A 16,953-nucleotide genomic window follows, 5' to 3' on the forward strand; every position below is an offset into this window, starting at 1 on the left:
GCCATTATTATCCAAGCCAACACTTGCATAATAAGCCAGCCTCGCACGGCTGTCCACGACATGAAAAATCTGCAATCGAATGCGCCCGCATGGAGCGATCTTCTCAGTGGCAGCAACGGCTGGCGGGCGTTGGGACTGGCCGGCGGTGTCGCGCTGCACGCCACCAACGTCTATGTCGCGACGACGATCCTGCCCTCGGTCGTGCACGACATCGGCGGACTCGAACTGTATGCGTGGAACACCACGCTATTCGTGGTGGCGTCGATTCTGGGTTCGGTGTTGTCGGTACGTCTGCTTGCGGTGCTCGGCGCGCGCGGCGCTTACTTCAGCGCGCTCGCCGTATTCGCGTTGGGCACGGTGGTCTGCGCGAGCGCGCCCTCCATGCCGTGGATGCTGGCCGGGCGCACGCTCCAAGGTCTCGGCGGCGGCATTCTGCTCGCACTCAGCTATGCGCTGATTCGCGTCGTGTTCGAAGAGCGCCTGTGGCCTCGCGCGATGGGACTGGTGTCGGGCATGTGGGGCGTCGCCACGTTGTGCGGGCCCGCGCTCGGCGGCATCTTCGCGGAACTGGGCGACTGGCGGCTCGCGTTCTGGGTCCTGCTGCCGGCCATCCTGCTGCTCGCCGTGATCGTGCATCGCGAGGTGGACGGCAAACACGCGACCGGCGCGGCGGCGCCCGTTCCGTTGCTCAAGGTCGTGCTGCTCAGCGCATCTGTTCTGGTGATTTCGCTTGCCGCCTTGAGCGAGAACATGGTGTGGAACGCCATCGGCGTCGCGGCCGGCCTCGGCTTCGTCTGGCTGCTCGCGAGACTCGAACGCGACAGAACGCGTACGCGCTTGTTGCCGAGCGGCTCGTATTCGATTCGCACGCGCATCGGCAGCATTTATGCGTGCATGAGCCTGCTCGGCATCGGCGTGACCAGTGAAATCTACCTGCCGTATTTCTTGCAGACGATTCATGGCCGCTCGCCGCTCGCGGCCGGTTATCTGACCGCCTTGATCGCGGCCGGCTGGTCGGTCGGTTCCATGTTCAGCGCCGGACGCTCCGCCGTCGCCGCGCAACGCTTGAGCCGCGCGGGACCGATCGTCGAAGCGCTCGGTCTCGCCGCGCTTGCGTGGCTAATGCCGCAAGCCGGCTTGTTCGATAGCGCAAGCGGAACGCTGACGCTGTGCGCGGCGCTCGTCAGCGTCGGACTGGGTGTCGGGATCGGCTGGCCGCATCTGCTGACGCGCGTATTCACCGCCGCGCAATCCGGCGAGGAGAACCTCGCATCGCTCTCGATCACCACCATTCAACTCTTCGCGATGGCGCTCGGCTCGGCACTCGCCGGCCTCGTCGCGAACGGCGCGGGTCTCACCACGCTCGCCGCGCTGCCGGGCGCGCAACAGACCACGCTGTGGCTGTTCGCGATCTTTGCGATCGCGCCGCTGCTCGCGGCGGGATTGATACGCCAGCAGTCGCGCTCAACCGGAGAAGCATCGTGATAGATCGCGTGCAGGCCATGCGGATTTTCGTACGCATCGTCGATACGAGCAGTTTCACGCGCGCTGCGGAATCGCTCGAAGTGCCGCGCGCCACCGCGACCACGACCGTGCAGGCGCTCGAGTCGCTGCTCGGCGTGCAACTGCTGGTGCGCACGACGCGCAAGGTCACGCTGACCGCCGAAGGCGCCGCCTATTACGAACGCTGCGCACAGATACTCGCGGCAATCGAAGAAGTCGAATCGGGCCTTTTCAACCGGCCGGAAAATTTGCGCGGCCGCCTGCGCGTGGCCATGCCGGGCATGATCGCGGCGTCGATCGTGGTGCCGGCATTGGCTACGTTTCATGCGCAGCATCCGCATGTGGAACTGGCGCTCGGCGTGCAGCATCGCTCGCTCGATCGGGTTGGTGAGAGCGTGGATTGCAGCATCGAGCTGGGCGAGTTGCCGGACTCACGCCTGCTCGCGCGCCGCCTCGGTTTGATCGAACGCGTGACCTGCGCGAGCCCTGCGTATCTCGCGCGATTCGGCGAGCCGCGCCATCTCGACGATCTCTCGGATCACGTCGCCGTGCACTGGCTGTCGACGCAAACCGGCCGCCGTATGGACTTCGACTTCAGCGTCGCGGCGCGCTCCAGCAAGGTGAAAGTGGACAGCTTCATCCAGGTGAACGACGAACACACTTACCTCGCTTGCGGACTCGAAGGCCTCGGCTTGATTCAGCTCGGACGCGCCGTCGCCGCGCCGTATTTTGCGTCGGGACAGTTGGTCGACGTGTTGCCGAAGTGCAGACCCGCGCCGGTGCCCGTTTCAGTGACGTATGTGAAGAGCCGCCAGATCTCGCCGCGTGTGCGCGCTTTCGTCGACTGGCTCGTCGAGGTATTCGAAAGCGCGCCTGGCATGGTGAGAACGGCGCCGCCGCCGCGAGCCGATTCGCCGCCGTGGCCGGTGCTCGATTCGACTCACGACGCCGTACTCGCGCAGCTTGACTAGCTTGTCGATTTCACGCGTGATGTGCCGTTGCAGCCTGCACGGCCGCCGCTTCCGCCGCGGCGACAGCAGGCGACACGATCGCCGGCTGCCCCGTCTGCCGGCTCACCCGTGCATTCCACAACCGCTTTCTCAACTCCCGATAATACTCACCTCAAACGCCCATAGGTGCGGCCGTGCCGATCTGAATCATCACCTTTGATCAATCGACGCGTCGCCAAACGATGTCACTTCGGCGCGTTCGGCGCGGCGGCGAATTAGCGCGCCGCCTCGCCGAAAGAACGTCCGTCATGAACTCCGCACCCGCCGGACAAAAATACGCCGCGTGAGATCGAACGCCACCAGATTGCCGGCCACCACCAGCAACAGGCCGACCACGGCCAGCGCGGACCACTGATAGCCTTCGAATACCGTCGACACCGCCAGCGCCACGATCGGAAACAAGACCGTGCTGTAAGCGGCGCGTTCCGGTCCGATGCGCCCGACCAGCATCAGGTAAGCCGTGAAGCCAATCACCGAGCCGAAAATCGCGAGATAGGCGAGCGCGCCGAGATAGCGCGCGGACGGCTCGACGGCGAACGAAAAGCCGGCCAATATGCTGCCCACCGTCAAGACGCTGGCGCCGATCAGCATCGCCCAGCTATTCGTAGCGAACGGGTGCAAGCCCATCGATTGCATGCGGCTCGACAACAGATTGCCGGCCGAAAAGCACAGGGTCCCGAGAAACGCGATGCCGAGACCGAACCACGCGGCGTGATCGCCGAGATGCCCCGTCATCTGCTGAACGAACAGACATACGATGCCGACGAGTCCCAATGCCGCCCCGGCAATCGCCGTGGGCTGCAACGGCCGGCCCATGAACAGGCGGCCGTTGATCGAGTTCAGCAGCGGCGCGGTGGAAAACACCACCGCCACCAGGCCGCTCGGCACCACCTGCTCAGCGTAGTAGAAGCACAGAAAGTTCAGACAGAAGAGCGCCAATCCTTGCGCGATCAGGAACCGCCATGCGGCGCGCGGCGGCCAGATCGGCCGGCGCATGATGCGCAGCAACGCGAACAGCACCAGCGCCGCAATCCAGAAACGCCAGGCAATGGATACCGGTGGCGGCACCGCTCCAAGTTGCCATTTGATCGCGATCCACGTGGTGCCCCAAATCAGAACGGTGACAGCATAAAGCGAGAGATTCATGGCGAAGCCTGCGGCAGCGAATGCGGAAGCCCACTATGCCGCAGCCTGGCCAGCCGCACTTGTCCAGGATTGCGCACTTTTTCGGGGTGTCGAGCCGCCGCGCGCGTGGCGCCGTATACTGACTCATTCAGTCATGACAGGTATTTTGCCCGCTTCGTGAACACCAGACCGCCCGCCCCCGTGACCCACGCCACTGAAACGCCGTTCGGCCTTCAGTCGGTGTGTCACACGCTGAGCAGCGCCAATGCGAATCTGGACCGCTTCGCGTGGCTTGGCGACCGGCTGGCCATTGCCGTCTGGACACGCGACACGGAAGAAGCCGAGACCGTTTACGAGCGCCCCGGCCATCACACGCTGTCGTGCTATCTGGACGGCGGCTATCGTACGGAGCGTCAGAAAATGCCGGGGCATTATGGCGCGCCGTCGCGGCTCTGCGCGCTGCCGGGCGAGCACGAATCACGCTGGTGGGTGCGCGGGCACATGCATTTCATGCACCTGTACTTCCTTCCGGAACACTTCACGCAGCGCGCGGTTCAGGAACTCGACCTCGAGCCGCGCGAACTGACGCTCGCCGATCGCACGTATTTCGAAGACGCCCGCATCGCCACGTTGTGTCAATCGCTGGCGAACGAAGACTGGCAGGATCCGGACGGCTTGCTGCGCACCAACGAGACCGCGCATCAGGTCCTGAGTCTGCTGTTGCGCGCGCAAGGCGTGCGCCGCACGGATTTGTCGCTCAAAGGCGGTTTGTCGGTCGCGACTCGCCGGCGGCTGCACGACTATATCGAAAGCCATCTCTCGCAGACGCTCACGCTCGGCGAACTGGCCGGTGTAGCGGCGTTGTCGGAATTCCATCTTGCGCGCATGTTCCGCACCTCGTTCGGACTGCCACCCGCGGCGTGGATCGCGCAGCAGCGGCTCGAACGCGCGCGCACGCTGTTGCGCACTACGGCGCTGCCGCTCGCGCAGGTCGCCGAACAATGCGGCTACGCGAACGCCAGCCATTTCAGCCACCGTTTCCGCGAGAGCGTCGGCGTGGCGGCGACCGCGTATCGGCAGGCTGTCGCCGCCTGAGCGCGGGCCGGCGCGCTCTACGATGCTGCGCTTACTGCAACGCCATCGCCAGCACACGCGCGACGTGGATCGCGTCGACGCCCGCGCCGTCATGGATCTGATGCCGGCAACTCGTGCCGTCCGCGACCATGAGCGTGTCGCCGTCCATCTTGCGCACCGCCGGCAGCAGCGAGAGTTCCGCCATCGCCTGTGACGTCGCGTAGTGTTCGGCCTCGTAACCGAAACTTCCCGCCATCCCGCAGCATGACGATTCCACCGTCGATACCGTCAATTCAGGAATCCACTTCAACACGGTTTGCACGGGCGTGAAGGCGTCGAAGGCTTTTTGATGGCAATGGCCATGCACCAGCGCCTGCTGCTTCGCCAAAGGCTTCAGTGCAAGCTGCAATCGTCCGGCCTTCTCCTCGCGCACCAGAAACTCTTCGAATAGAAATGCCTGCTTCGAGAGCCGCTGCGCTTCGTCGCCGAAGCCGTAGTGCAGGAACTCGTCGCGTAACGACAGCAAGCACGACGGCTCCAGCCCGACGATCGGCACGCCGCGCTCCACGAACGGCTTGAACAGATCGAGCAAGCGCCGCGCTTCCTGCTTCGCTTCATCGACGAGACCCGCGGCGAGGAACGTGCGGCCGCAGCACACGGGCCGCTCGCCCTGGCGCGTGTTGAAGTGCACCGTGTAGCCCGCAGCCTCCAGCACTTGCTGCGCAGCGCGCGCGTTCTCCGGCTCCATGTTGTTGTTGAACGTGTCGACGAACAGCAGCACTTCTTTCAGCGCGGCACCTTGGGCTGCTTTGCGCGATGACACCGCATCAGCCAAAAACGACTTCTTGAAGCGCGGCAAGCTTCGCTCGGGCGCGAAGCCCACGGACCGCTTGAACCACGCCGACAGCACCGGCACGTTGTCGGCCAGCGCCATCAAGCCCGGCATGCGGCTCGCCGTCGATGCGTAACGTGGCATGAAGGCCACCAGCTTGTCACGCAGACGCAGCCCGTGACGCTTGACACGCGCCGCCCGCGCCTCGATCTTGAACTTCGCCATATCGACGCCCGTCGGGCAATCACGCTTGCAACCCTTGCACGACACGCACAGATCGAGCGTCTCCTTGACCTCGTCGCTCGCCAGGCCCGCTTCGCCAAGTTGACCGGAGATCGCGAGGCGCAACGTATTCGCGCGTCCGCGAGTGACGTGCTGTTCGTCCTTCGTCACGCGATAGCTCGGGCACATGGTGCCCGCGTCGAACTTGCGGCAGTGGCCGTTGTTATTGCACATCTCGACGGCCTTCGCGAGACCGCCTGACAGATCGTTGCCGCTGCCTGGCAAGGTGTCGTGTCCGGTCAGCGGATCGCGTTCGACATTCCATGCCGACCAGTCGAGCGCCGTGTCGATGCGATGTTCCTTGTAACCTGGCGCGAAGCGGAAATTGCGCGCGTCGTCCATCTTCGGCGGACGCACGATCTTGTCGGGATTGAAGCGGTTATCCGGATCGAACAGCGTCTTGATCTCGCTGAACGCCTGGTTCAGGCGCGGCCCGTATTGCCACGCGACCCATTCGCCGCGGCATAGTCCGTCGCCGTGTTCGCCCGAATAGGCGCCCTTGTATTCGCGCACGAGTGCCGCCGCTTCATCGGCGATCGCGCGCATCTTCTGCGCGCCGTCGCGGCGCATGTCGAGAATCGGCCGCACGTGCAGCGTGCCGACGCTTGCATGCGCATACCAAGTGCCTTCCGTGCCGTGCCGATGGAACACTTCGGTCAGGCGGCTCGTGTATTCGGCCAGATGTTCGAGCGGCACCGCGCAATCTTCGATGAAGGACACCGGCTTGCCGTCGCCCTTCATACTCATCATGATATTGAGCCCGGCCTTGCGCACTTCCCACAGCGCTTTCTGTTCGTTCGCGTCCGCCATCTCGACGACCGAATCGGGCAAGCCGAGATCGGCCATCAATTCCGTGAGCTGCTTGAGCGACGCGAGTTGCGCTTCGCGGTCCTCGCCCGCGAATTCCACCAGCAAAATAGCTTGCGGCTCGCCGACCAGCGCCTTGCCGATCACCGGACGAAACGCCGGATTGCTCATCGCCAGATCGATCATCGTGCGATCCACCAGCTCCACTGCCACCGGCTTCAGCTTGACGATGTGCTGCGTGAGGTCCATCGACTGCCAGAAGGTCGGGAAGTTGACCACGCCGAGCATTTTATGCGCGGGCAGCGGCACGAGCCTGAGCGTCAATTGCCGGCTGAACGCGAGCGTTCCCTCCGAGCCGACCAGCAGATGTGCGAGATTCGCGACGCCGTCGTCGGTATAAGCGCGCGGATTCTGGCAATCGAACACGTCGATGTTGTAGCCCGCCACGCGGCGCAAGACCTTCGGCACGCGCGCCACGATTTCGTCGCGCTCGCGTTCGGCAATCTGCTTCACGCCCGCGAGTATCTGCTGCAAGCGGGCGCCTTGCGGGGCCTCGCGCAACGAGGCGAAATGCGCTTCGCTGCCGTCGGCGAGAATCGCGTCGATCGCGTCGACGTTGTGCACCATGTTGCCGTATTCGATCGAGCGCGAGCCGCACGAATTATTGCCGGCCATGCCGCCGATCGTGCATTGCGCGGCCGTCGAGACATCCACCGGAAACCATAGACCGTGTGGCTTGAGCCATGCGTTCAGATGGTCCAGCACGACGCCTGGTTCGACCGTCACCGTACGCGCTTCGGCATCGAAGGCGACGATGTTGTTCAACCACTTGCTCGTGTCGATCACCAGCGCTTCGCCGACTGTCTGGCCGCATTGGCTCGTGCCCGCGCCGCGCGCGAGGAGTGGCACTTTTTCGCTGCGCGCGATTTCCAATGCGATGCGCAGATCGTCCTGGTCGCGCGGCACCACCACGCCGATGGGCGTGATCTGATAGATCGACGCGTCGGTCGCATAACGGCCGCGACTCGCCGCGTCGAACAACACGTCGCCGCGCAATGATTTGCGCAGATGCTGCGCGAGCGGACTCGTCAGGCGCGCAGCGGACGGAACGAGGTGGATCGGCTTGACGAGTAAAGCGGAAGTGGGGTTCGTCATATCGTCGGCCTATGGCAATAACAGGGGAACCGGTTAGACCAGCGTGAGGCTGACCGGCGCGAGTCCTTCAATGCGGCCGCTCGCCGTGCCCGCCGTCTGCGGAAAGAACATGCCGGTATATGAACCGGCCGTGACGACCATCTCGGGCGTCACGGCAATGCCGCGCGACGTGGCGTGATTGACGAGCCACGTCAGCAGCCGCCGCGGATCGCCGGCCGGATTGGCGGGCGTGGTTTTAACCACATCGTGTCCATCGAAACTGAAATGCAGCGAAGGCGCCACGAACGGAAAGTCCTCGCGATACGGCATGAACTCGCCCACGATCAGCGCGCCGTGATTCTGCAAATCCGCGAGTTGAGCGAGTTTGTCGATAGCGGGCCATTCGGCGTAGCGGCTCGCCACGATTTCGATGGTCGCGCCGATGGAGCCGATACTCGCCAGCACTTCGGCCTCGCTATACGGCGTGGTGGAAGCATCGAAGCGCCGCCCGAAGCGAAACGCTATTTCCAGTTCGAGGCCCAACGGCGCGAAGACTTCGCGCTGCAAACGCGCGCGGTCGGCATGCAGGTCGAGGTCGGGTAACGGCGCGCCCTGGATCGGACCGCTCTCGGACTTCGCGCCGATTTTCCAACCGGCAATCCGCGCGCCGCATGCGTCCAGGATCTCGTGCTGGATCGCGTAGGCCGCGGCGGCGTCGGCGGGTGTTTGCTCCGGCGGCAACGTGTCGAGCGTGGCGTGATCGCGGCGTGCGTGGGCAAGAAGCCGGCTGAGTGCTGTCGTCATGATGTCGTGTCGTAAGGCGGAGAGAGATGGAACGGTGCAGTGCGCTCAAACGCCCATGCCGGTGGGAACGTGCGCCTTGTCAGCCGCATTGAGCGCAAATTTGCTTTCCGGCTGCATGCGGAATGCGAGCACCACGCCGATCGCCATCAACAGCATGCTGCCGACGAACGGCAATTCCCAGCTACCGAAGTAGTCGATCAGGAAACCGCCGACCACCGGCGAGATGATCGCGGCCAGAGCCGAGCCGGTGTTCATCATGCCGCTCGCCGTGCCCGAGTATTCCGGCGCGATGTCCATCGGAATCGCCCACATCGGACCGATCGTCATTTCAGCAAAGAAGAAGCCGGACGCAAGACACGCCATCGACAGATACAGGCTGTGCGTGAACATCAACGGAATCAGCGAAAGCAGGCAGAAGAACATGCAGACCGACACCATCCAGCTACGTGCGCGCTTCAGACTGCCGGTGCGAGCGAAGATCCAGTCGGTCACGATGCCGCCGAGCGTGTCGCCGATCACGCCGGCGAAGAACACCACCGAAGCGAAGATCGCCGACTTCTGAAGTTGCAGGTGATAGCTGTGCAGAAAGTATTGCGGAATCCAGCTCAGGAACAGCCACAGCGTCCAGCCGTAGCAGAAGTATACGATCGTGACCGGCCACATGCGGCGAAACAGTTTGCCCCACGGCACGCCGGCGGCTTTCGGCTTCGGCGCGGGCAGCACGGAGAGTTCGTCGTTCGTGATACGCGGGTGGTCTTTCGGATGTTCGGTAAACGTGATGGTCCATACACCGACCCACAACAAGCTGAACACGCCGCAGATATAGAACGATTCTCGCCAGCCCCAGGTCGCCATGACGAGCACGATCAGGCCGGGCGCCACCGCATTGCCGATCCGCGACGCCGCATGTGTGATGCCCTGCGCGAAGCCGCGTTTTTCCTTGGCGACCCAACGCGCCATCGCGGACGTGGCGGCGGGAAACGTCGCGCCCTCGCCGAAGCCGAGCAGCACGCGCGCCGCCAGCAGCGAAACCAGGCCGCCGGCAAAACCCGTCAGCAAGGTCGCGACGCCCCAGATGACGCCGCAAAAAATCAGCGTGCGTTTTGCGCCGAAGCGATCACTGACCCATCCGCCGATGATCTGAAAGATCAGATACGGATACGCGAAGGCTGAGAACACCAGGCCGACTTCCGTATGCGAGAGATGGAATTCCTTGCCGAAACCCGCAGCCGCGGTGCTGACGTTGACGCGGTCGAGGTAGGTGATGAAGTACATGATGCATAGCATCACTAGAACGATACTGGTCGCACTGGTCACACGAAACCGCTTCATCGTCTCTCTCCATTGCATGTGTCGACGGCGGGCCTGATAGGGCGCGCTGCGTCGTCGCCCTGCGGCGGCTTGCGCCGCGCGGGACCATCGCATTAGTTCGGGGCCGCGTCTGTGCGCGGCTTCATGAGGGAAATGCTCACCGCCTTCCCTTTTCCGCGAGTCGCTGGTTGCGCTTCGCTCGATGCCCCGAAGGGACTTCCTTCGGGGCGTACTCAGGCTGCGGCTTTCAGGCCGGATGCCTTCGTCGGCTGGCTCAACCATTCCATAGCGGCAGGCAAGCCACTTTCCTTGAGCGGCACGCCCGCGAGCCGCAGACCCATTTCGCAGCCGGCCAGCGTGGCCAGCAGCATCAGGTCGTTGCAGTCGCCGAGATGGCCGATGCGGAACATGCGCCCTTTCATCTTGCCGAGGCCCGTGCCGAGCGACATGTCGAAGCGTTCGTAGATGAGCTTGCGCACCGCATCGGCGTCGATGCCGTCGGGCATCATCACGCCCGTAAGCACCGGGCTGTACACCGACGGATCCGCACACTGAATTTCCAGGCCCCACGCACGCACCGCGCGACGGGTCGCTTCGGCGAGACGTTCGTGACGGGCGAACACGTTGTCGAGCCCTTCGCCAAGAATCATCTCGAGCGCTTCATTGAGTCCGTAAAGCAGGTTCGTGTTCGGCGTGTACGGCCAGTAACCGGTCTTGTTCATCTCGACGATGTCAGTCCAGTCCCAGAAGCTGCGCGGCAGTTTGGCCTGCTTGCTGGCGGCCATGGCTTTCGGTGAGATCGCGTTGAAGCTGATGCCCGGCGGCAGCATCAAACCCTTTTGCGAGCCGGAGACGGTGACGTCGACGCCCCATTCGTCATGACGGTAGTCCGCACACGCAAGGCCGGAGATCGTGTCGACCAGCAGCAAAGCCGGATGACCCGCCGCGTCGATCGCGCGGCGCACGGCGGCGATATCGGAGGTCACGCCCGTGGAGGTTTCGTTGTGTACTACGCACACCGCCTTGATCGCGTGTTGCGTGTCGGCACGCAGACGCTCCTCGATCATTTGCGGCTGCACGCCGCGACGCCAGCCTTCAATGCCCGGCAGGCCGAGGAACTCCGGCTTCAGCCCGAGGCTTTCCGCCATCTTTTTCCACAGCGTGGCGAAGTGGCCGGTTTCGAACATCAGCACGTGGTCGCCGGGGCTCAATGTGTTCGACAGCGCCGCTTCCCAGGCGCCCGTGCCCGAGGCTGGGTAAATCACCACGGGTTGCTGCGTCTTGAAGATTTTCTTGATGCCGTCGAGCACCGTCAGACCAAGTTCGCCGAACTCCGGACCGCGGTGGTCGATGGTCGGGTAGCTCATCGCCCGGAGGATACGGTCGGGCACCGGGCTCGGACCCGGAATCTGCAAAAAGTGACGGCCAGCGGGGTGAAAGTCTAGCTTGAGCATTGGGCTTCTCCGATTGAATTTTGCATTCAAAAAACTATATCAGGCAAACCGCGACTCCCCCAAGATGAAAATCGCCTGTAAACACCGGTGTTTACCCGCGCTATTAACTAATCTTTCAGCTTCCTATAAAATCCGAGCTAATGAGATGTTGAGGGCTTTGTATGCAAAATTCGGATTTCGAGGCAAGCGGCGCCACTTCCCCGCTGATGCCGAAGGTCGAGCGGCAACGCTTGCATGACACCGTGGTGGAGCACATTCGGCGCTTCATCGTCGAAGGCGCGCTCGAGCCGGGCAAGAAACTGAACGAGCGCGAACTGTGCGAAACGCTCGGCATTTCGCGCACGCCGCTGCGCGAGGCGCTGAAGGTGTTGGCCGCGGAAGGGCTGATCGAGATATCGCCGAATCGCGGCGCGTCGGTGTCGAAAATGTCGGAGGCTGAACTGCGCGAGACCTTCGAGTTGATGAGCGGTCTCGAAGCTTTTTCCGGCGAGCTGGCAGCCGAGCGGATGACGGCGGCTGAACTCGCCGAGATCAAGGCGCTGCACTACGCGATGCTCGCGTGCCGTACGCAGAACGATCTGGCCGGGTACTACAGCCGCAATCAGGCGATTCACGACAAGATCAACGAGGCGGCCAGGAATTCAGCACTGCGGCAGACTTATGTCGCGGTGAACCGTCGCCTGCAGGCGCTCAGGTTTCGGTCGAATTTCCAGATCCCCAAGTGGGATAGCGCGATTCATGACCACGACGAGATGTTGAAGGCGCTCGAGGCGCGGGACGGCAAGAAGCTGAGTGCGATTCTTCGGCAGCATCTGCTCGATAAGCGCGATGCGGTTTTGCAGGTGCAATCGCGGGAAGCAGTGGCTGCGTCGCCGTTGAAGACTTGAGGCGAGTTGAGTTAATGCATCTGAGCGGTGGTTGCGTTTGGTGTTGGTGTGAGTTTGCACGTCTGCACCGATGGCAAAACTTGTCCACCCAAAATGTTGGCAAGCCTGTGGACAACGTTCTTACATCTTGGGCAAGTGGTTGATGCAAAGGGGGTATCGGCTGGTGGGTCATGCATGAGCATGGGTTCTCGCTTTGGGGCAAATGCGTTGAAAACGCGTTACGCAATTGCCTTTGGTGCGTGCTTGCGAGCCTCGCCACAGACCGTAGTCAAGCTGCATCCCCAACCGCGGGTCAGCCCGCCCTCCACGCTTCGCACCGAGCCCCTGCTCGATGCAACGCGCCATTTCCGGCGTGATCTCCACGTGCTCAACCCAAAGCCGCGAAAGCGTAACCCGCGACACGGCAAGCTGGCCAGTCGCCGCGGTGCCGCTCATGCTCAGCGCGGGCGGCATGCCCTCGCGCAAAGGATCTGATAAGTCAGTCCTCTTCGATCGCGGTTCTCGCTAGTAGCGCTGTCCTTGGCAGAAGACACGTCGGGTATAACCTTAGATCAGTATTTCCACGGAACGCAACGCCCGGATAATCTCCGGCGTTCGCGCCCATGATTCGTCGCGGATCGTACCGATCAGGCAGTCTATAAAACAACTCGACACCGCGTCGGGAGGCTGCCCGGCACGCGTAATGATGCCGACCGTCGACTCGTCGAGTTGTTCTCGCACGGGGATCGCGCAGAGCCCTTCGCTCGCCGCGCATAGCTCGACGAGCGGCCATGGAAAGATGCTGACCATGTCCATGCGCTTGAGCAGCGAAACGGCGACGGTCAGTGAGTGAAGAAAGTGAATGCTGCGCGGCACGGTCAACCCGTACTGCGCGAACATCGTGTACGGCGTCTGCCCTTCCGTTTCAGGATCCAGCGCGACGAGCCAGTCGAGATCGAGCAGGTTCGTCAGCGACCGGCTGTCCGCACGCGGATGACCTTGCCGCGCGACGATCGCCCGGCCCGTAGAAAACAGCGGCCGGTAAGCGAACTCGGAGCCTGTCGCGCCCGGCGTCTGCCTGCCCACATAGATGTCCAGGCTGCCGTCGCGCAAACGCGGGTTGGCAATCGCAGGCAGACCTTCGAAGATCTCCAGTTGGATGTCCGGCATCCTTGCGCGAAAGCGTGCGACAGCCTCCGGGAGAAACGTCATCGTGACCCACGCCGACACGGCAACGGAGAGGCGCCCGTGCGGATCGCCGCGCATCGCATCAACGGCCTGATGCGCATGTGTTATTTGCGCGACGACGAGGCGCGCATGGACCAGCAGCGTTTGTCCGCATTCCGTGAGTGTCACGCCTGACGAAGTGCGCGCCACGAGCTGCATTCGGACGGTCTCCTCCAGATACTGAAGGTTTTGCGTGACCGCCGCGGGCGAGGAATTGAGCAGCCGCGCCGCGCCGCGGACGCTGCCTGCGTCGGCAATGGCGACAAGCGCACGTAACTGATGAATTTTCATTGCACTCCCGTTGACTCGCCAACGACGTGACCGTAGCCCTTCAGTGCAAAATCTTCGCAAGAAAATCTTTCGCGCGATCCGACTTCGGATTCGCGAAGAAATCTTCCTTGCGATCGTCTTCCACGATCAGGCCACGATCCATGAAGATAACGCGATGGGCGACCTTCTTCGCAAAGCCCATTTCGTGCGTGACACACATCATCGTCATGCCCTCCTGCGCCAGTTCGACCATCACGTCGAGTACTTCGTTGATCATTTCCGGATCGAGCGCGGAAGTGGGCTCGTCGAACAGCATCGCGATTGGATCCATCGAAAGCGCACGCGCGATCGCCACCCGCTGCTGCTGCCCGCCCGACAGCTGACCTGGAAACTTGTCCGCCTGCACGCGCAGACCGACGCGATCCAGCAACTTCAGCCCCTTCGCCGCCGCTTCGTCTTTCGAACGGCCCAGCACCTTGACCTGCGCGAGCATCAGATTCTGCACAATCGACAGATGTGGGAACAGCTCGAAGTGCTGGAACACCATGCCAACTTTCGCGCGCAACTTCGACAGATTGACCTTCCTGTCGGTCAGCGATTGACCGTTGATGACGATCTCGCCTTTCTGGAACGGCTCGAGACCGTTCACGGTTTTGATGAGAGTGGATTTCCCGGAACCAGACGGACCACACACCACGACCACTTCGCCTTTCTGAATTTGGGTCGTGCAATCCGTCAACACCTGGAACTGCCCATAATATTTCGAAACGCGATTCAACTCGATCATTTTGCCAACCTCGTTCGGACCACTTTGACGGTTACCGTCAACCCTGTACTAATCAACCAGTAAGCGACGCCGGCGAACAGCAGCATTGGCACGACTGTGCCGTCGCGCTCGCCGATTGCCGATACCCGGCGGAAAAAATCGCCCAGCGCTATCACGTAGACCAATGACGTGTCCTGGAAAATCACGATGCACTGTGTCAGCGCCACCGGTACCATCGCGCGAAACGCCTGCGGCAGAATCACATAGCGCATTGTCTGCCCCGCTGTCATGCCGAGCGCAAGCGCAGCCTGCGCCTGGCCGCGCGGCAGGCTTTCGATCCCAGCCCGGATGATTTCGCAAAAGAATGCAGCCTCCAGCAGCGAGTAAGCCACCATCGCGGAGATGAGCCGCACGTCGACACTGGAGGGCAAGTTAAACAGCGCCTTCAGGAACTGCGGCACGATCAGGAAGAACCACAACAACAGCATCACCAGCGGAATCGACCGGAACAAGGCGACGTAGCCTTGTGCGAAAACGCGAACCGCGCGTTGCGGCGACCGGTGCAATACCGCTAGCACGGTGCCCCATAGCACCCCGCACAAGATCGCCACGAGCGTAATTTGCAACGTGATGCCCATGCCCGCGAGCACGATACGCTTCGAATCCGCAAGCGCTTGCCAATCCATATTGAACATCTCAATCTCCCAGCAAGCCCGGCAGACGGGTTTGGCGACGAATCCAGTTCATGCCGTGCAGAATCGCAAAGTTCAGTGCCATATAGGCCAGCGTCACACAGATGAACGACTCATAGGGCTGTGCGGTGTAATCGACCAACTGACGCGCCTGACCCGACAATTCCAGTAGGCCAATCGTCGAAGCGACAGCGGAATTTTTTGAAATGATCAGAAACTCGGATGTGAGCGGACCCAGAATGGTGCGGAACGTCACCGGCAGCAACACGTAACGGTAGGTCTGCGCGCGCGTCAGACCCAGCGCGAACCCCGCGTCGAACTGGCCGCGCGGCAGCGCCTGAATGCCAGCGCGCACCTGTTCGCAGATACGTGATCCTGTATATATCCCGAGCGAGAAAATCGACACCGACAGGAACTGCGCATACGGCGGCAGGTCTTTGAACCAGTCGCCCAGCACCGTCGGCAGCAGTTCCGGCACGACAAAGAACCAGATAAAGAACTGCACGATCAGCGGCACGCCGCGGAACACCGACACGTACGCGGTGCCAAGCATCGCCGCAGGACGGCTGGGCAGCGTGCGAAGAATCCCGAATCCGGTGCCAACCACAAGCGCCAACGCGTAGGCCGACACGGTTAGCAGCACGGTGTTGAGCAGGCCGGAAAACAGCCATCCGAGGTAAGTCGCGTGCTCGCCGGTGGACACGGCCTGCAGCAGCACACCCCAATGCCACGAGTAATCCATAAACCCCTCCAGGCCGGCGGACCATGGCCCACCGCAAATGACAACCGCCCGTCAGGACGCCGGTTTATCGTTCGGATGCGCGAACAGCGCCTGCATGCGAGCGGACATCGGAAAGTCGAGATTGATCCCCTTCGGCGGAATCGGCGCCATAAACCATTTCTTGTAGATTGTCGCGGCCATGCCGGAACGCTCGGCATCCGCAATCGCTCCATCCATCACCGCTTTCAACTCCGCATCGTTCTTGCGCAGCATGCAGCCATAGGCCTCGAATGATTGCGGCGTGCCGACGATTGCGTAATCGTCCGGATGGCTGGTTTTGGCACGCTCACCAGCCAGCAGCGCGTCATCCATCATCATCGCCTTGGCGCGGCCGGTGGAGAGCATCAGGAACGATTCGCTGTGATCCTTTGCGCTGATAATGTTCATGCCCATCGATTTCTCGACGTTCATGCTGCGAATGGTCTTCTCCGACGTGGTGCCTGCACCGACGACAACCGTCTTGCCCTTGAGGTCGCCGAAGTCATGGATACCGGAGTTCTGCCTGACGAGCAGGCGCGTGCCGATTTCAAAGAAGCTGTTAGAAAAATCGACCTGCTGCGCTCGCGCCGCGTTGTTTGTCGTGCTTGTGCACTCGAAGTCAATCGTGCCATTCTGCAGCAGCGAAATTCGGTTCTGCGACGTAATCGGAATCATGCGCACCTGCAGGTCGCCCTGCTTTAGTTGCGCCTTGATCCGGTCGATAATCAGATTCGCGATGTCGATTGAATAGCCAATCGGCTTTTGTTGTGCGTCATAGTATGAGAACGGGATTGACGCGTCGCGATAGCCGATGGTGACAACGTGCTGGTCCTGGATCTTCTTGAGCGTACCGGTCGGCACCGCATCGGCCGCCACTACGGGCAGGGACACGACGGCAAGCGCGGCTGCAAGCGCTGAAAGGCATGCGCCGAATGCATGGCGCGGACTCGATCCGGAACGGGTTTGTTGCATGGTGTCTCCCCTATGTGAGGTTGATTTCGATTTTGGCAGTCGGCGCGGGCTGTCCGCCTCCAGG

The 16,953-nt window shown here is 62.2% G+C and carries 14 protein-coding genes; 4 read left to right on the forward strand and 10 right to left on the reverse strand.

Annotation, left to right across the window (positions count from 1 at the left end):
- The first annotated feature begins 60 nt into the window (after positions 1 to 60).
- Both HF916_RS27755 and HF916_RS27760 read left to right on the forward strand, forming a co-directional pair.
- Positions 61 to 1,485 (forward strand): MFS transporter, encoded by a 1,425-nt coding sequence (locus HF916_RS27755; RefSeq protein WP_168791922.1) that lies wholly within the window; start codon positions 61 to 63, stop codon positions 1,483 to 1,485.
- Complete coding sequence (locus tag HF916_RS27760) at positions 1,482 to 2,474, forward strand: LysR family transcriptional regulator (RefSeq protein WP_168791923.1); 993 nt, start codon at positions 1,482 to 1,484, stop codon at positions 2,472 to 2,474. The genes HF916_RS27755 and HF916_RS27760 overlap by 4 nt, the downstream gene beginning before the upstream one ends.
- Before the next feature lie 285 nt (positions 2,475 to 2,759).
- Here the strand turns inward: HF916_RS27760 and HF916_RS27765 are convergent, their stop codons facing one another.
- Positions 2,760 to 3,659: a DMT family transporter gene (locus HF916_RS27765; protein WP_168791924.1), complete on the reverse strand. Its 900-nt coding sequence runs from the start codon at positions 3,657 to 3,659 to the stop codon at positions 2,760 to 2,762.
- 156 nt (positions 3,660 to 3,815) lie between these two features.
- On the opposite strand from HF916_RS27765, the gene HF916_RS27770 reads away from it, so the two are divergent.
- On the forward strand, positions 3,816 to 4,733 hold the full coding sequence (locus HF916_RS27770) for a helix-turn-helix domain-containing protein (protein ID WP_168791925.1): 918 nt from the start codon (positions 3,816 to 3,818) through the stop codon (positions 4,731 to 4,733).
- Positions 4,734 to 4,764: 31 nt separating this feature from the next.
- On the opposite strand, the gene HF916_RS27775 is transcribed toward HF916_RS27770, so the two are convergent.
- The 4 genes from HF916_RS27775 to HF916_RS27790 form a co-directional block, all read right to left on the reverse strand.
- Complete coding sequence (locus HF916_RS27775) at positions 4,765 to 7,788, reverse strand: FAD-binding and (Fe-S)-binding domain-containing protein (RefSeq protein WP_168791926.1); 3,024 nt, start codon at positions 7,786 to 7,788, stop codon at positions 4,765 to 4,767.
- A gap of 33 nt (positions 7,789 to 7,821) precedes the next feature.
- On the reverse strand, positions 7,822 to 8,571 hold the full coding sequence (locus HF916_RS27780) for a 2-keto-4-pentenoate hydratase (RefSeq protein ID WP_168791927.1): 750 nt from the start codon (positions 8,569 to 8,571) through the stop codon (positions 7,822 to 7,824).
- A 45-nt stretch (positions 8,572 to 8,616) separates the two neighbouring features.
- Positions 8,617 to 9,903: an MFS transporter gene (locus HF916_RS27785; protein WP_168791928.1), complete on the reverse strand. Its 1,287-nt coding sequence runs from the start codon at positions 9,901 to 9,903 to the stop codon at positions 8,617 to 8,619.
- Between the two features lie 212 nt (positions 9,904 to 10,115).
- Positions 10,116 to 11,336 carry a pyridoxal-phosphate-dependent aminotransferase family protein gene (locus HF916_RS27790; protein ID WP_168791929.1) on the reverse strand — a complete coding sequence of 407 codons (1,221 nt, stop codon included), beginning with the start codon at positions 11,334 to 11,336 and terminating at the stop codon, positions 10,116 to 10,118.
- A 161-nt stretch (positions 11,337 to 11,497) separates the two neighbouring features.
- Here HF916_RS27790 and HF916_RS27795 point away from each other — a divergent pair, with 161 nt between their 5' ends.
- Positions 11,498 to 12,223: a GntR family transcriptional regulator gene (locus HF916_RS27795; protein WP_168791930.1), complete on the forward strand. Its 726-nt coding sequence runs from the start codon at positions 11,498 to 11,500 to the stop codon at positions 12,221 to 12,223.
- Positions 12,224 to 12,769: 546 nt separating this feature from the next.
- On the opposite strand, the gene HF916_RS27805 is transcribed toward HF916_RS27795, so the two are convergent.
- The 5 genes from HF916_RS27805 to HF916_RS27825 are packed head-to-tail and all read right to left on the reverse strand — an operon-like array spanning position 12,770 to position 16,889.
- On the reverse strand, positions 12,770 to 13,720 hold the full coding sequence (locus HF916_RS27805; protein ID WP_168791932.1) for a LysR substrate-binding domain-containing protein: 951 nt from the start codon (positions 13,718 to 13,720) through the stop codon (positions 12,770 to 12,772).
- A gap of 40 nt (positions 13,721 to 13,760) precedes the next feature.
- Positions 13,761 to 14,486 (reverse strand): amino acid ABC transporter ATP-binding protein, encoded by a 726-nt coding sequence (locus tag HF916_RS27810; RefSeq protein WP_168791933.1) that lies wholly within the window; start codon positions 14,484 to 14,486, stop codon positions 13,761 to 13,763.
- On the reverse strand, positions 14,483 to 15,160 hold the full coding sequence (locus HF916_RS27815; RefSeq protein WP_168791934.1) for an ABC transporter permease subunit: 678 nt from the start codon (positions 15,158 to 15,160) through the stop codon (positions 14,483 to 14,485). Before HF916_RS27815 ends, HF916_RS27810 begins: the two co-directional genes overlap by 4 nt.
- Position 15,161: 1 nt before the next feature.
- Positions 15,162 to 15,899 carry an amino acid ABC transporter permease gene (locus HF916_RS27820; protein WP_168791935.1) on the reverse strand — a complete coding sequence of 246 codons (738 nt, stop codon included), beginning with the start codon at positions 15,897 to 15,899 and terminating at the stop codon, positions 15,162 to 15,164.
- Between the two features lie 51 nt (positions 15,900 to 15,950).
- Positions 15,951 to 16,889 (reverse strand): glutamate/aspartate ABC transporter substrate-binding protein, encoded by a 939-nt coding sequence (locus HF916_RS27825; protein WP_240975517.1) that lies wholly within the window; start codon positions 16,887 to 16,889, stop codon positions 15,951 to 15,953.
- Positions 16,890 to 16,953: the final 64 nt, after the last annotated feature.

Origin of the sequence: Paraburkholderia aromaticivorans (assembly GCF_012689525.1) — a bacterium.
Lineage (GTDB): Bacteria > Pseudomonadota > Gammaproteobacteria > Burkholderiales > Burkholderiaceae > Paraburkholderia > Paraburkholderia aromaticivorans_A.

What these genes read in the sequence shown, in the direction of transcription:
- HF916_RS27755 (WP_168791922.1), top strand. Translation starts at nt 61, where the DNA reads ATGAAAAATCTGCAATCGAATGCGCCCGCATGGAGCGATCTTCTCAGT.
- HF916_RS27765 (WP_168791924.1), bottom strand. Translation starts at nt 3,659, where the DNA reads ATGAATCTCTCGCTTTATGCTGTCACCGTTCTGATTTGGGGCACCACG.
- HF916_RS27775 (WP_168791926.1), bottom strand. Translation starts at nt 7,788, where the DNA reads ATGACGAACCCCACTTCCGCTTTACTCGTCAAGCCGATCCACCTCGTT.
- HF916_RS27780 (WP_168791927.1), bottom strand. Translation starts at nt 8,571, where the DNA reads ATGACGACAGCACTCAGCCGGCTTCTTGCCCACGCACGCCGCGATCAC.
- HF916_RS27785 (WP_168791928.1), bottom strand. Translation starts at nt 9,903, where the DNA reads ATGAAGCGGTTTCGTGTGACCAGTGCGACCAGTATCGTTCTAGTGATG.
- HF916_RS27790 (WP_168791929.1), bottom strand. Translation starts at nt 11,336, where the DNA reads ATGCTCAAGCTAGACTTTCACCCCGCTGGCCGTCACTTTTTGCAGATT.
- HF916_RS27795 (WP_168791930.1), top strand. Translation starts at nt 11,498, where the DNA reads ATGCAAAATTCGGATTTCGAGGCAAGCGGCGCCACTTCCCCGCTGATG.
- HF916_RS27805 (WP_168791932.1), bottom strand. Translation starts at nt 13,720, where the DNA reads ATGAAAATTCATCAGTTACGTGCGCTTGTCGCCATTGCCGACGCAGGC.
- HF916_RS27810 (WP_168791933.1), bottom strand. Translation starts at nt 14,486, where the DNA reads ATGATCGAGTTGAATCGCGTTTCGAAATATTATGGGCAGTTCCAGGTG.
- HF916_RS27815 (WP_168791934.1), bottom strand. Translation starts at nt 15,160, where the DNA reads ATGTTCAATATGGATTGGCAAGCGCTTGCGGATTCGAAGCGTATCGTG.
- HF916_RS27820 (WP_168791935.1), bottom strand. Translation starts at nt 15,899, where the DNA reads ATGGATTACTCGTGGCATTGGGGTGTGCTGCTGCAGGCCGTGTCCACC.
- HF916_RS27825 (WP_240975517.1), bottom strand. Translation starts at nt 16,889, where the DNA reads ATGCAACAAACCCGTTCCGGATCGAGTCCGCGCCATGCATTCGGCGCA.